The sequence below is a fragment of the Microbacterium jejuense genome, from assembly GCF_019511665.1.
In the GTDB taxonomy this organism is placed as follows: Bacteria; Actinomycetota; Actinomycetes; order Actinomycetales; family Microbacteriaceae; genus Microbacterium; species Microbacterium jejuense_A.
Window position 1 is genome coordinate 101,299 of the sequence record NZ_JAEUAW010000009.1, and the last position, 13,603, is coordinate 114,901.

A 13,603-nucleotide genomic window follows, 5' to 3' on the forward strand; every position below is an offset into this window, starting at 1 on the left:
ACCCGAGGGGTGCAGGTACGCCGGCCGGGGTCGCTACCTCAGCCGCGCGCGACGATGCCGAATGCCGCGAGGCGTGCGCCGAGGTCCGCGGAGGTGCGGAGATGCGGCCAGCCCCATCGCACGAACGGCCGCTGGGTCGTGCCGCGGATCCAGTCCTCGCGCTGCTTCTCTTCGTCGAAGATCTGCGCGGCGGAGCGGCCGTCGACGATCCTGCCGTCCACGTACTTGAGCCGTCCGTCGAACTCGCCCCAGGCCGAGGCGTCCTCGAGCCCGAAGTCGATGTAATACGTCTTGGTGCCCGGGCCGGGCACGGGCACCTGAAGGGCGATGACGCGGAACCCGAGCTCGCACAGCCGAACGCGGCTGACGCTCTCGCCGGGCAGCTGGGCGCGCCCGTCCGCGAATGCCAGAACGCGCTTTGCACGCCCCTGCCCGTGCGGGAACCGCCGGACGATGCCGAAGACGGTCCGCCGGAACTCTTCGGCCCCCGCGGCGTCGTACACACCCGGCGTCGGTACGAACTGCGCACGCAGGGCAGCATCGGCGACCGTGACCGCCTGCTCGAACGTCGCTGTGCGGGCGACGTCTGCCACCGTCCGCGCGAGCGAGGTGACACGAAGCCCGTTGATCTCGACGACCTCGTCGTCGGGGAGCTCGCCGCGGTGGCGGACGACGGCCGAGGCCGCTCCGGGTCGTTCGACAGGGACGATGACGTGGACGCGTGTCGTATCCGGGCGGAACAGTCCGAGCCCGTGCGCGGCGGCGGCCGACTCATGGGAGATGACGGGCGCGAGTTCGGACGTGAGCGTCAGCGCGTGGGCGCGTGCCACGATGCGCGCTTCCGGCACGGCGGCGGTCCACGCCGCACCGTCGACGTAGATCCCGCTCCGCACGCGCACGAGCGTGCCGGCGCGAGCGGCTGTGGCGAGATCCCGGCTCGACCGGCCGGTCGTCAGGAGGTCCTCTCGGCGATGCAGAGTCAGCGGGGGCACACTCGAGTGTTTGCACGCACGTCCCGCGTGAGCGGCCACTCCCCGGAATCTGTGGAGAACCCACGCCTGTGGAGGAAGGTCTCGGCCGGCCCGCGCGCTCGGGCTTGGGGCGCACTCCGTGCGCTCGGGGCGCACTCCGTGCGCTCGGGGCGCACTTCCTGCGCCCCAAAGAGATGAAACGCGCCCCAAAGCGGGGAGAAGACGGTGGGATGCCGGCAGCCGTGGCCGCCGGCATCCCGAACGTTCTGCGTCAGCCGCGGGCCAGGCGCTCCTGAAGCCCCAGGCGCACGGCGGGCCACTCGTGGGGGAGGATCGAGAACACGACGGTGTCGCGCAGCGTGCCGTCGGGGCCGAGGCGGGCGTTGCGCAGCACGCCGTCCTGCTTCGCACCGAGGCGGGCGATCGCGGCCCGCGACTGGCGGTTGTGCCAGTGCGTGCGGAACTCCACCGCGATCGCGTCGCATTCGTCGAACGCGTGGCCGAGCAGCAGCAGCTTCGAGGCGGTGTTGACGAACGTGCGCTGCGCCTCGACGCCTATCCAGGTGTACCCGATCTCGACGTGGCGGTTGGGCTGGTCGATGTTGCAGTAGGTCGTGACGCCGACGACGCGCCCGGTGTCGAGGCGACGCACGGCGAACGGGTTCATGTGACCCGCGTCGCGTGACGCGAGACGCTCGGCGATGACGGCGCCCACCGTCTCGGGGGTGGGCACCGAGGTGTACCACGTGTACTCGAGTCCCACGGTCGCGGCGGCGAGGTCGGCTTCATGGTCGACAGCGAGCGGTTCGAGCCGGACGTAGGGGTTCTCAAGGGTCACGGGGGCGGTGAGGAGCATGCTCCGAGCGTAGGGCCGCGCGTGCACGCGCCCGTTCCGGATGCGCAGGGTGACCAGCCGGTATCGATCCACAGCGCGAATCTGCACGAGAGGCCGCCGTCACACTTCGCAATTCTTCGGCCTCTCGGCGCCGACGTCAGCGGCGCCCGCCTAGGCTCGAGAGGCGTCCATTCCGGCGCATGCACAGCGAAGAGGATCCCGAATCTCATGAAGACCCCGAAGCTCACGAAGAGGCGAGTGATCGCGCCCGTCGCCCTCGCGCTGGCCGCGACGTTCACGCTGGCCGCCTGCGCCCAGGGCGGCTCGGCCCCCGAGTCCACCTCCGCCGAGAAGACCGGCGAGTTCACGTACGCCATCGCGAGCGACCCGTCGTCGCTCAACCCGATCAACGTGAGCGACCGCTGGGGCCTCACCGCCACGAACATCGTCTACTCGCCGCTGGCCCGCGTCGAGGGCGACGGGACCGTCGTCAACGAGCTGGCGGAGTCGATCGAGCCCTCGGACGACGGCCTGTCGGTCACCGTGACGCTCAAGGACGGCCTGAAGTGGTCCGACGGTGAGCCGCTCACCGCCGACGACGTGGTCTTCACCTACACGAACAAGGCCGTGCGCGAGAACGGCAACGCCGACCTGCTGTACGTGGGCGACCAGCCCATCACCGCCGAGGCGACCGACGAGCGCACGGTGGTGTTCCACCTGCCGAGCGTGAGCGCGGCGGCCCTCAGCAACATCGCGACCGAGACCTACATCATCCCCGAGCACGTGTACGGCGACGTCACCGACTTCTCGGTGACCGAGCTCGACCCGCTCGCGGTCGGCTCCGGTCCCTACAAGCTGACCGACTACGAGCGCGGCCAGTACCTGACCTTCGAGGCCAACGAGAACTACTACGGCCCCAAGCCGAAGATCGAGAAGCTGACGCTGCGCATCGTGGCGGACGCCAACACGACGAAGACGGCGCTGCAGACCGGTGAGGTGGACGCGTCGTTCGCGACCGCCGACCAGATCACCGAGCTCGAAGGCGCGGGGCTGAACGTCTACCCGTACGCCGAGGGCCGCGTCGCCTACCTGGGCCTCAATGCCGCGAAGCTCACCGACCCCAAGGTGCGCCAGGCGATCTTCTTCGCACTGAACCGCGACGACATCAACACGGCCGCGTTCCTCAGCGAGGACTACTACCAGAACGCCTACACGATCCTGCCGCCGAGCAACTCGTTCGCGACCGAGGACGTCGAGAAGTACGAGCAGGACGCCGACAAGTCCGCCGCGCTCCTCGAAGAGGCCGGCGTCTCGGACCTGACGTTCACGCTGGCGTACGCCGGCGCCGACCCCGCCCAGACCACCGAGGCGACGCTCATCCAGGAGCAGCTCGGCAAGGCCGGGATCACGGTCGAGCTCAAGGGCGTCGAGCCCGCGGCGGTGTATGACGAGATCGAGAAGGGCGCCGACTCGCAGTACGACGCGTTCCTCGGCGGCTACATCATGGGCCAGGACCCCGACGCGTACAGCGCGCTGTACCGCACCGGTGCCTCGGCGAACTACTTCTCGTACTCGAACCCCGCCACCGACGCGCTGTTCGACCAGGGTGCGGCCGAGCTCGACCCCGACGCCCGCAAGGAGATCTACGCCGACCTGCAGGCGCAGATCGCCGAGGACGCCGTGATCTTCCCCCTCGCCGACAACCTGAAGATCCTCGCGGTCAACCCGCGGATCGGCGGCGTCGAGGACGCGAAGCTCGTTCCGATCTACACTCTGGAGAACTTCGGGCTTCTCACCGAGAAGTAAGGACCGGGTGGATGCCGGCGGCCGAGGCCGCCGGCATCCCTGTGCGTCCGCCGGAAGGGAGAACGATGGCGGTCTACATCCTGCGCCGCCTGCTGCAGGTCATCCCGATGCTGCTGCTGGTGACGTTCGTGGTGTTCCTGCTCGTGCACGCGGCGCCGTACGACGTCGTGGATTCGATCACGACGCCGCAGATGTCGGACGAGACCGTCGCGGCGATGCGCGAGCGGTACGGCCTGGACCAGCCGATGCTCGTGCAGTACGGCCTGTGGCTGGCCCACGTGGTGCAGGGCGACCTCGGGTACTCGCTGGCGAGCCGCCACTCGATCGCTGAAGAGCTCGCGGTGCGCATCCCGAACACCATCATCCTCGTGGCGCCCGCCTACCTCGTCGCGCTCGCCCTGGCCGTCGTCCTCGGTCTGCTGGCGGGTTCGCGCCGCGGCAGGCTCACCGACAAGATCATCGACGGGCTCGCGGGCATCGGCATCGCGACCCCGTCGTTCTGGTTCGCGCTGCTGGTGATCTACGTCTTCGGCTATGTGCTGCGGTGGTTCCCCATCATCGGGATGCACTCGGTGGGCAAGCAGGGCGACCCGCTGGACTTCCTCGCGCACTTCGCGATGCCGTTCCTGGTGCTGCTCGTGGCCTTCTTCCCCGAGCTGGCGCGCTACGTGCGCTCGGCCACGATCGGCCAGCTGTCGCAGGACTACGTGCTGGTGCAGCGCGGCTTCGGGGCGTCGGGCGGACAGATCCTGTCGCGGCACGTCAGCCGCAACGTCATGCTGCCCATCATCACGCAGCTGGGTCTGGCACTGCCGATCCTCGTGACCGGCGCGATCGTCACCGAGTCGATCTTCGGCTGGCCGGGCGTCGGCCCCTACTTCCTCACGGCCACGCGCAGCCTCGACTATCCCGTCATCCTCGCCGTCCTGCTGCTGTCGGCGGTGCTCGTGATCATCGGCAACCTCATCGCCGACATCCTCTACGTCCTCGTGGATCCCCGCATCCGGATCGGAGCGGGCTCATGACCTCGATCCCCGACGTCGAGGGCGCCCTCGACGCGCGCACCCTCGTTCACCGCACGCGGTCGTTCCGCTCGGTGTCGGCGCTCCTCGCGATCGCCTTCCTCGTGGTGCTCGGGCTCGTGTCGCTGCTGGCGCCGCTGCTGCCGCTGGACCCGACCACGACCGACCTGGCAGCGCGCTGGCAGCCGCCGAGTGCGGAGCACTGGTTCGGCACCGACGAGCTGGGCCGCGACTACTTCTCGCGCGTGGTCTACGGCGGTCGCATCTCGCTGACCGTCGGCGTTCTGGCGATGGCCGCGGCGACCGCGATCGGCGTGGTCGTGGGCCTCGTCGCCGGGTACGCCGGCGGGCGCGTCGACGACCTGCTGATGCGCTTCGTCGACTTCCTGTCGTCGATCCCGTGGATGGTGCTGGTCATCGTCGTCAGCGTGTTCCTCAAGCCGGGGCTGTGGACGATCATCCTGGTGATCGGCGCGTTCTCGTGGATGGCGACGGCCCGTCTCGTGCGCGCCGAGACGCTGTCGCTGCGCGAGCGCCCGTATGTCGGATACGCGCGGTACATCGGCGTGCCCCGCGTGCTCGTCGTGACCCGTCACGTGCTGCCGGATGCCGCGCCGACGATCATCGTGGCGGCGACTGCGAGCATCTCCAACGCGATCCTCACGGAGTCCGCGCTGAGCTTCCTGGGCCTGGGCATCCAGCCCCCGATGGCCTCGTGGGGCAGCCTGCTCGAGACCGCGCAGGACAGCCTGCAGGTGGCGCCGTACCTGGCCCTCATCCCCGGCATCCTGATCCTGCTCACGGTGCTGTCGTTCAACGTGCTCGGCGATGCCCTGCGTCAGTCGGTCAGCGAAGGGGGTGCGTGATGGGTGTGGATGCTGCATGCCGGAGCGATGTGCTGCTGAGCGTCGACGGGCTCACCGTCGACCTCCCGGGCCGCACCGGCGGGCGCGTGCGCGTGCTCGAGGACGTGTCGTTCGAGGTGCCCCGCGGCCGCGTGGTGGGGATCGTGGGGGAGTCCGGTTCGGGCAAGACGATGCTGCTGCGCTCGCTGCTGGACCTGCTGCCGGACGGGGCCGACCGGTCGTGGCGCAGGGTCGCGCTCGACGGCGACGACATCACGGCCGAGCTCCCGCGCCGACGGCTGCCGGCGGCGATGGTGTTCCAGGACCCGATGACCTCGTTCAACCCGCTCGTGCGCATCGGCGCGCATCTCACCGAGGTGGCCCAGCGCTTCCAGGGCGTCGGCCGGCGCGAGGCCACGGCGCTCGCCCGCGACGCGCTCGCCGCCGTGCGCATCCCCGACCCCGACCGGGTGCTGTCGCGCTACCCGCACGAGCTGTCGGGCGGCATGCGCCAGCGCGCCATGATCGCCATGGCCCTGCTGGCGCGCCCGGAGCTGCTGCTGGCCGACGAGCCGACGACCGCGCTCGACGCGACGATCCAGGCCCAGATCCTCGCGCTGCTGCGCACCCTCCAGGCCGAGCGCGCGCTCACGGTCCTCATCGTGACGCACGATCTCGGCGTCGTGGCGGCGGTGTGCGACGACGTGCTCGTGATGAAGGACGGCCGCATCGTCGAGACGGGGCCCGTGGACCGGGTGTTCGCCGAGCCGCGGCATCCCTACACGAAGACGCTGCTCGCGGCAGCGCCGGCCGCACCCGACGGGGGAGGGGACGCATGAGCGTGCAGACCGAGGAGCTCGTGCGCGTCGACGGGCTGGTCAAGACGTTCCCGGTGCGCAACGCGTGGGGCCGCAAGACCGGCACGGTGCAGGCTGTCGACGGCATCGACCTGACGATCCGGCGCGGCGAGACGCTGGCGCTGGTCGGCGAGTCCGGCAGCGGCAAGTCGACGCTCGGCCGCTGCATCCTCCAGATGGAGGAGCCCACCGCCGGCACGGTGGCCTACGACGGCGTCGACCTCACGGCGCTGCCGCGCGGGGAGCGGGCGGCGCACCACCGGTCGATGCAGGTCATCTTCCAGGACCCGTTCTCGTCGCTCAATCCGCACCGCACGGCGCTGCAGAACGTGCTCGAGCCGCTGCAGGCGCTCGCGCCCGGTGACGACGCGCGTGAGCGTGCGATCGAGGCGCTCGGCGCCGTCGGGATCGAAGGGGATGCCGTCCACCGACGCCCGCGCGCCTTCTCGGGCGGACAGCGCCAGCGCATCGTGATCGCCCGCGCGATCGCCGTGCGCCCCGGGTTCGTGGTGTGCGACGAGCCGCTGTCGGCTCTGGACATGTCGATCCAGGCGCAGGTCACCGACCTGCTGCTGCAGCTGCAGCGCGACCTCGACCTGACGTACCTGTTCATCACACACGACCTGTCGGTGGTGCGCGAGATCGCGACGCGCACCGCGGTGATGAACCGCGGCCGCATCGTCGAGCTCGGGCCCACCGCCGAGGTCTTCGCATCGCCGCAGCACGCGTACACGCGCCACCTGCTCGACGCCGCGTTGACGGCGGACCCGGTCCGCGCCCGCGCGCGCCTGGAGCGCATCTCGGCGCGCCCCGATCCGGTCGGCCTGGAGCCCGACGGAACGGCGCTCGTCGAGGTGTCGCCCGGCCACGTCGTCCTGCGCTGACCCCCGGTGGTCGAGCGGAGCGAGGAACGAGGAGGCCCCCGCTCGTTGAGCGGAGCGAGGAACGAGCAGGCCCCCGCTCGTTGAGCGGAGCGAGGAACGAGCGAAGACGAAACGCCGTGTGCCGCCATGCGGACCCGACGACCTCGCCGACACACGCGGACGGCCGCGTTCCCAAGAGCGTCTCGCCACGTTTCGTCTCGCTCGTCCCTCGCTCGCTCAACGACCCGAACGTGGACCGTGTTCGTGCTAACGTCGTCGCGATCGTGGTTCGACGACAGGAGGTGACACCCATGAACGCAGTATCCGTATCGGGTGCTCCCCGCTGTTCACGATCGCGCGGCTGAGGTCATCGCCGCCGGGAGCACCGCTCGCGAATCGCGAAAGGCGACTCCCATGAACAACACCTTCTCTCCTACCCGCGCCCTCGTCCTGGGCGGCGGCGGGTCCACCGGCAACGCGTGGCTCATCGGCATCGTCGCGGGGCTCTTCGAGGCAGGCGTGGACGTGACCACCGCCGACCTCACGATCGGCACGTCTGCCGGCGCGACGGCCGCCGCACAGCTGGCCGGCGCCGCGACCGCCGAGCTGTACGCGCTCACGGTCGCACCCCCGCCGGCGCGTCCGGACCCGCGTCAGGGACCGGCGTTCTCGTCGCGGCCGGGGGTCGACCACCTCGAGCGGACCGGCCGCATCATCGCCGAGTCGGCCGATGCCGCCGACATGCGCCGTCGCATGGGCACGTCTGCCATCGAGCTCGCCGTCGCCGACCCGGACTGGCAGCCGCGCTGGCGCCGCACCGTCGCGGCCCGGCTGCCCGACCCGCGCTGGCCCGAGCGCCCGGTGCAGCTGACCGTCGTCGACGCGCGCACCGGCGAGGGCGTCGCCCTCGACCGCGACAGCGGCGTGGACCTCGTGGATGCCGTCGCCGCGAGCACCGCAGGCGGCGCGGCGTACCGCATCGGCGAGGACTGGTACATCGATGGCGGCTACCGCACCAACGCCGACAATGCCGACCTCGCCGCAGGCTTCGACCGGGTGCTCGTGCTGTCGCCCTTCGGCGGACGCACCCGCACCCCGGCCGAGTGGGGTCTCGACCTCGCGACGCAGGTGGAGGCCCTCCGAGCGGAGGGCAGCCGCGTCGAGGTCGTCGGTCCGCCTGCCGAGGCCGAGCACCTCTTCGTGCACGCGATGAACGCCGCACTGCGGCCCGCGGCTGCCGAGACGGGGCACGCTCAGGGGCTCGCGCTCGCCGCGTCGCTCGACGAGTTCTGGCGCTGAACCGCAAGACGACGGGGATGCCGCGGCCCGCGGCATCCCCGTCGTCTTCGGATCACCCGATCGGGGTTCAGCCCCCGTACTCGACCAGCAGCGCGCGGGCGCCGTCGGCCAGCGCCGCGATGCGGGCTGCCGCGTCGTCGCGGTCGTCGCCGCGCACGTCGAGGTACAGCTTGAGCTTGGGCTCGGTGCCGCTGGGCCGAACGATGACGCGCGACCCGTCGGCGAGCCACAGTCGCAGGACGTCCCCGGGCGGCAGGTCCTCGAAGCCGTCCGTGAGGTCGTCGACGCGGTCGACCGCGACGCCGCCGACGGATTCGGGATGCCGGTCCCGCAGCGCCGCCATGATCCGGCCGATCTGCGACACGTCCTCGACGCGGATCGAGACCTGGTCGCTCGCGAACGCGCCGAACAGCTCGTCGAACTCGGCGAGCAGGTCGCGGAGCGTCGCACCGCGCCCGCGCGCCTCGGACACCATGCCGAGGATGGCGACGGCGGCCGAGATGCCGTCCTTGTCGCGCACCGTCCCCGGGTTCACGAGGTAGCCGAGCGCCTCCTCGAAGCCGAACGCGATGCCGGGCGCGCGCGAGATCCACTTGAAGCCGGTGAGCGTGGCGTGGAAGCCGAGGCCGTAGTGCTCGGCGACCGTCTGCAGGCCGGGCGACGACACCAGCGAGCACGCGAGCGAGGCGCCCGCCGTGTCACCGGTCTCGGCGACGAGGCGTGCCGCGCGCCACCCGAGCAGCAGCCCGATCTCGTTGCCGGTCAGCCGGCGCCAGCCGCCCTCGGCCGTTTCGTCGGGGATCGCGACCGCGAGCCGGTCGGCGTCGGGGTCGTTCGCGATGACGAGCTCGGCGCCCGCTTCGCGCGCGGCCTCGAACGACAGGTCCATCGCGCCGGGTTCCTCGGGGTTGGGGAACGCGACCGTCGGGAACGAGCCGTCGGGCTCGAGCTGCGCCGCGACGGGCACCGGCTCGGGGTAGCCGGCCGTCTGCAGGATGCGCGACAGGGTCTGCCAGCCCACGCCGTGCATCGCCGTGTACACCCACGTGAGACCCTGGGCGCCCTCGGGCGCCGGTGCGACGGCGGCCGTGGCCTCGATGTAGGCGTCGACGACGTCTTCGGTTGCCGTCTCGAAGCCCAGCGAGCGCGGGATGGTGCCGATGTCGCCCTCGGCGGCGACACGGTCGATGTGCGCGGCGATCTCGCCGTCGGCCGGCGGGACGATCTGCGACCCGTCGTCGGCGCCACCGAGGTACACCTTGTAGCCGTTGTCGTCGGGCGGGTTGTGGCTCGCCGTCACCATGACGCCGGCCGCGGCGCCGAAGTGCCGCACGGCGAACGCCAGCACGGGCGTCGGCAGCAGCCGCGGCAGCAGGATCGCCCGCAGGCCCGCTCCGGCGAAGATCTCGGCCGAGTCGCGCGCGAACACGTCGGAGTTGCGGCGACCGTCGTAGCCGATCACCACGATCGGGGCGTCGTCGAGGATGCCGGGCACCTCGGGACCCTCGGCCGCCAGCGCGTCTTCGGACGGCGCTTCGGTCAGCTCGGGTGCGGTCGGCTCGTCGGCGCTGCCGGTCTCGGCGTCGGCGTCCTCGCCGGTGGCGTCGGAAGCGGCGCCTTCGGTGTCGGGACCGGCGCCGGCGTCGTCGTCGGACTCTGCGCTCACGTCGCGCTCGGTGTCCGCCGCGGGCGCCGCGACCTCGACGGCGTCGCTGTCCGCATCCGCTGCCAGGGTCGCGGGCGCCTCCGCGGCCGAGCCGAGCGGCTCCAGCCCGGCCTGCTCGCGCACGTAGGCGGCGAGGCCCGCGGCGGCCTGCGCCACGAGCACCCGGTTCATGCGGTTGGTGCCGGCGCCGAGCGCGCCGCGCAAGCCGGCGGTGCCGAACGCGAGGCGCGTGCCGAAGCGATCGTCGAGCTCCGCCCGTGCGGCGGCGTCGTCCGCCTCCGCCGCCTCGATCAGCGCACGCAGCTCGGCGCGGGTCTCGCCGTCGGGATCCTGTGCCAGCCACGCCTGTGCGCGTGCGAGCACCGAGTCGTCGCCGCCGCCCGGGCCGGCGGCATCCTGCTCGCTCACATCGCGCCGATCACTCGGGCCAGCAGCGAAGAGATGACCGGCTCGGCCTCGCGGCCGGCGTCGATCACCTCCTGGTGGCTGAGCGGGGTGGTCTGGATGCCGGCGGCCATGTTCGTGATGAGCGAGAAGCCCAGGATCTCCATGCCCGCCTGACGGGCGGCGATCGCCTCGAGCGCCGTCGACATGCCGACGATGTGACCGCCGATCGTCTTGGCCATGTGGACCTCGGCGGGCGTCTCGTACTGCGGCCCGCGGAACTGGCAGTAGACCCCCTCGTCGAGGCTGGGGTCGATCGAACGGGCGAGGTCGCGCAGACGCAGCGAGTACAGGTCGGTGAGGTCGATGAAGGTCGCGCCCTCGAGCGGCGAGTCGCCGGTGAGGTTGATGTGGTCGCTGATGAGCACAGGGCGTCCCGGCGTCCAGGTGTGCTTGATGCCGCCGGCGCCGTTGGTGAGCACCATGGTGCGCGCGCCCGTCGCCGCGGCGGTGCGCACGCTGTGCACGACGCGGCGGACGCCGTAGCCCTCGTAGTAGTGCGTGCGCGCCCCGATGACGAGCACGCGGCGGCCCTTGGGGGTGATGACGCTGCGGAGCGTGCCCACGTGTCCGGCGAGAGCGGGGGCGCTGAATCCCGTCACCTGCGTGGCGGGGAACGTCGCGGTCGTCTCGCCGAGCAGCTCGGCGGCCTTGCCCCAGCCGCTGCCGAGGGTGAGCGCGATGTCGTGGCGCTCGACGCCCGTGATGCGGGCGATGTCCTCCGCGGCGGCGGCGGCGACCGCGAACGGGTCGGCGGCGGGGTCGTCGAGAGGATTGCCGTTGGTGTCTGACATGGGACCACTTTAGGAACCGCGGGCCGTGAGAGCCAGAACGGCCGTGAGCGCCCGCACGCCGGGAGTGTCGCGGCATGTCGTGCCGGGGGCGCCCGGCAGGGAAGAATGGAAGTCATGTCGATCAGCTTCGAGACCACCCAGAGCGTCGCCATCCTGGGCGGCGGACCCGGAGGCTACGAAGCGGCGCTCGCCGCCGCCCAGCTCGGAGCCGAGGTGACCGTCGTCGAACGGGCGGGCATCGGCGGCTCGGCCGTCATCACCGACGTCGTCCCCTCGAAGTCCCTCATCGCCACCGCCGACGCGGCCGTCGCGATCGCGGGCGCCGGCGACCTCGGCGTGCAGCTGTTCGCGAAGGGCAAGGACGGCAAGCCGCTCAAGCCCGAGATCGCCATCAACCTCTCGGCCGTCAACAAGCGACTGCTGACGCTGGCGCGCCAGCAGTCCGACGACATGCGCGCCTCGCTCGTCGAGGCGGGCGTGCGCATCATCTCGGGCCACGGACGCCTCGAGGGCGACAACGCCGTGGTCGTCTCGACCGGCCCGGGCGGCACCGACTTCGATCGCATCGAGGCCGACACCCTTGTCGTCTCGACCGGCTCCTCGCCGCGCGAGCTCGCGACCGCCAAGCCCGACGGCGAGCGCATCCTCACGTGGACGCAGCTGTACAACATGTCTGCGCTGCCCCAGCACCTCATCGTCGTCGGGTCCGGCGTCACGGGCGCCGAGTTCGCCGGCGCGTACATGAACCTGGGTGCGAAGGTGACGCTGGTCTCCAGCCGCGACCAGGTGCTGCCGGGCGAAGACAAGGATGCCGCGGCCGTCCTGGAGCGCGTCTTCAAGCGCGGCGGCATGAAGGTGCTGTCGAAGTCGCGCGCCGACAAGGTCGAGAACACCGGCGACGGCGTCGTCGTGACGCTGTCGGACGGCCGCACCGTCGAAGGAAGCCACTGCCTCATGGCGGTGGGCTCGATCCCCAACACGCGCGGCATCGGGCTCGAAGAGGCCGGCGTGCAGATGACCGAGTCCGGTCACATCCAGGTCAACCGTGTCGCCCGTACGTCGGTGCCGAACATCTACGCCGCCGGCGACTGCACCACGTTCGTGCCGCTCGCGTCTGTCGCCTCGATGCAGGGCCGCACCGCCGTCTTCCACGCGCTCGGCGACGTCGTGATCCCGCTGGAGCGACGCCGCATCACCTCGAACATCTTCACCGCGCCCGAGATCGCCACGATCGGCTGGCAGGAGAACGACATCGAAGAGGGGCTGATCAACGGCGTCGTGCACAAGCTGCCCCTCGCCGCCAACCCGCGCGCGAAGATGATGGGCATCAAGGACGGCTTCGTCAAGATCATCGCCCGCGAGGGCAGCGGCACCGTCATCGGCGGCGTGATCGTCGGCCCGCGCGCGTCCGAGCTCATCTACCCGATCGCCATCGCCGTCGAACGGCGCCTGACCGTCGACCAGGTCTCGCGCGTGTTCGCGGTGTACCCGTCGCTGTCGGGCAGCATCACCGACGCGGCCCGCGCGATGCACGTCGTCGACCACAACGTCTACGGCGGCTGAGCCCGGCGGTCCCTCACCCGCCGCGTGCGCACCCGCCGGGCGAGCGTCTTCTCGGCCGCCGCACGCAGAATCGGATCCGCATGTGCGGATTCCCGCGGCGACACGCCGCGCCGACGGCCGCAGAAGTGGCATGTCGCGCCGAGGCTCCGCACGTGCGGATCCGATGCAGCGCCGAGCGCGTCGGGCGCCTGACGCGTTGCGCAGAACATGAGGCGAGTGGATGCCGGGCCACCGGCATCCACTCTTCCCAGGTCAGTCCAGACCGGTGCTCGCGCCCCACAGCTCGGCGGCGCGGACCGCGGCGGCGTCGACCAGCGCGCGCAGCTCGGGGCGGTCGGGCATCGGGAACGACACGTACGCTCCGCGGCCGCCCGCCACCGGACGGCCGTAGGCCTTGACCGCGAGCGAGCGGTCGGCCAGCAGTCGCACCGTCAGCGTCTGCAGCTCGAACTCCTCGCCCCGGCGCACGTCGGTCCAGCGCAGCTCCGGCGGGATCACGACGTTGATCGCGAGCGCCGAGACCTCGGGTGCGGGGGAGTCAGGAGAAGCGGCCATCTCGCCATCCTGCCAGGCCCCCGAACTGTCCACATCGCGGTCTGTCACCGAGCAACCCCGTTGTCGACGGCCAGAACGTGGTC

At 71.5% G+C, this 13,603-nt stretch carries 12 protein-coding genes; 7 read left to right on the forward strand and 5 right to left on the reverse strand.

Translation table 11 applies throughout. From position 1 onward, the window contains the following. Positions 1 to 38: 38 nt before the first annotated feature. Positions 39 to 992 (reverse strand): type IV toxin-antitoxin system AbiEi family antitoxin domain-containing protein, encoded by a 954-nt coding sequence (locus JNB62_RS12810; protein WP_220301274.1) that lies wholly within the window; start codon positions 990 to 992, stop codon positions 39 to 41. A gap of 250 nt (positions 993 to 1,242) precedes the next feature. Continuing rightward, positions 1,243 to 1,827: a GNAT family N-acetyltransferase gene (locus tag JNB62_RS12815; RefSeq protein WP_220301275.1), complete on the reverse strand. Its 585-nt coding sequence runs from the start codon at positions 1,825 to 1,827 to the stop codon at positions 1,243 to 1,245. 207 nt (positions 1,828 to 2,034) lie between these two features. Between JNB62_RS12815 and JNB62_RS12820 the strand changes: the two genes are divergently transcribed. From JNB62_RS12820 to JNB62_RS12845, 6 genes are all read left to right on the forward strand, one after another. Next, complete coding sequence (locus tag JNB62_RS12820; RefSeq protein ID WP_220301276.1) at positions 2,035 to 3,612, forward strand: ABC transporter substrate-binding protein; 1,578 nt, start codon at positions 2,035 to 2,037, stop codon at positions 3,610 to 3,612. Between the two features lie 65 nt (positions 3,613 to 3,677). Then, on the forward strand, positions 3,678 to 4,637 hold the full coding sequence (locus tag JNB62_RS12825) for an ABC transporter permease (protein ID WP_220301277.1): 960 nt from the start codon (positions 3,678 to 3,680) through the stop codon (positions 4,635 to 4,637). Then, positions 4,634 to 5,500, forward strand: coding sequence for an ABC transporter permease (locus JNB62_RS12830; protein ID WP_220301278.1), 867 nt, complete (start codon positions 4,634 to 4,636; stop codon positions 5,498 to 5,500). The genes JNB62_RS12825 and JNB62_RS12830 overlap by 4 nt, the downstream gene beginning before the upstream one ends. Beyond that, entirely contained in the window at positions 5,500 to 6,318 is an 819-nt protein-coding gene (locus JNB62_RS12835; protein ID WP_220301279.1) for an ABC transporter ATP-binding protein, read from the forward strand. Before JNB62_RS12830 ends, JNB62_RS12835 begins: the two co-directional genes overlap by 1 nt. Then, positions 6,315 to 7,220 (forward strand): ATP-binding cassette domain-containing protein, encoded by a 906-nt coding sequence (locus JNB62_RS12840; RefSeq protein WP_220301280.1) that lies wholly within the window; start codon positions 6,315 to 6,317, stop codon positions 7,218 to 7,220. Before JNB62_RS12835 ends, JNB62_RS12840 begins: the two co-directional genes overlap by 4 nt. Positions 7,221 to 7,613: 393 nt before the next feature. Further along, positions 7,614 to 8,498 carry a patatin-like phospholipase family protein gene (locus JNB62_RS12845; protein ID WP_220301281.1) on the forward strand — a complete coding sequence of 295 codons (885 nt, stop codon included), beginning with the start codon at positions 7,614 to 7,616 and terminating at the stop codon, positions 8,496 to 8,498. Positions 8,499 to 8,565: 67 nt separating this feature from the next. Here the strand turns inward: JNB62_RS12845 and JNB62_RS12850 are convergent, their stop codons facing one another. Both JNB62_RS12850 and JNB62_RS12855 read right to left on the reverse strand, forming a co-directional pair. Continuing rightward, on the reverse strand, positions 8,566 to 10,467 hold the full coding sequence (locus JNB62_RS12850; RefSeq protein WP_374450930.1) for a phospho-sugar mutase: 1,902 nt from the start codon (positions 10,465 to 10,467) through the stop codon (positions 8,566 to 8,568). 101 nt (positions 10,468 to 10,568) lie between these two features. Next, positions 10,569 to 11,402: a purine-nucleoside phosphorylase gene (locus JNB62_RS12855; protein WP_220301282.1), complete on the reverse strand. Its 834-nt coding sequence runs from the start codon at positions 11,400 to 11,402 to the stop codon at positions 10,569 to 10,571. 114 nt (positions 11,403 to 11,516) lie between these two features. Between JNB62_RS12855 and JNB62_RS12860 the strand changes: the two genes are divergently transcribed. Further along, on the forward strand, positions 11,517 to 12,965 hold the full coding sequence (locus tag JNB62_RS12860; protein ID WP_374450911.1) for an NAD(P)H-quinone dehydrogenase: 1,449 nt from the start codon (positions 11,517 to 11,519) through the stop codon (positions 12,963 to 12,965). Between the two features lie 252 nt (positions 12,966 to 13,217). On the opposite strand, the gene JNB62_RS12865 is transcribed toward JNB62_RS12860, so the two are convergent. Beyond that, positions 13,218 to 13,520 carry a hypothetical protein gene (locus JNB62_RS12865; protein ID WP_220301284.1) on the reverse strand — a complete coding sequence of 101 codons (303 nt, stop codon included), beginning with the start codon at positions 13,518 to 13,520 and terminating at the stop codon, positions 13,218 to 13,220. Between the last annotated feature and the right edge of the window lie 83 nt (positions 13,521 to 13,603).

Excerpts from the sequence above, each read along its gene's own strand:
- JNB62_RS12815 (WP_220301275.1), bottom strand. The coding sequence starts at position 1,827 with ATGCTCCTCACCGCCCCCGTGACCCTTGAGAACCCCTACGTCCGGCTC.
- JNB62_RS12820 (WP_220301276.1), top strand. The coding sequence starts at position 2,035 with ATGAAGACCCCGAAGCTCACGAAGAGGCGAGTGATCGCGCCCGTCGCC.
- JNB62_RS12825 (WP_220301277.1), top strand. The coding sequence starts at position 3,678 with ATGGCGGTCTACATCCTGCGCCGCCTGCTGCAGGTCATCCCGATGCTG.
- JNB62_RS12830 (WP_220301278.1), top strand. The coding sequence starts at position 4,634 with ATGACCTCGATCCCCGACGTCGAGGGCGCCCTCGACGCGCGCACCCTC.
- JNB62_RS12835 (WP_220301279.1), top strand. The coding sequence starts at position 5,500 with ATGGGTGTGGATGCTGCATGCCGGAGCGATGTGCTGCTGAGCGTCGAC.
- JNB62_RS12840 (WP_220301280.1), top strand. The coding sequence starts at position 6,315 with ATGAGCGTGCAGACCGAGGAGCTCGTGCGCGTCGACGGGCTGGTCAAG.
- JNB62_RS12845 (WP_220301281.1), top strand. The coding sequence starts at position 7,614 with ATGAACAACACCTTCTCTCCTACCCGCGCCCTCGTCCTGGGCGGCGGC.
- JNB62_RS12855 (WP_220301282.1), bottom strand. The coding sequence starts at position 11,402 with ATGTCAGACACCAACGGCAATCCTCTCGACGACCCCGCCGCCGACCCG.
- JNB62_RS12860 (WP_374450911.1), top strand. The coding sequence starts at position 11,517 with ATGTCGATCAGCTTCGAGACCACCCAGAGCGTCGCCATCCTGGGCGGC.
- JNB62_RS12865 (WP_220301284.1), bottom strand. The coding sequence starts at position 13,520 with ATGGCCGCTTCTCCTGACTCCCCCGCACCCGAGGTCTCGGCGCTCGCG.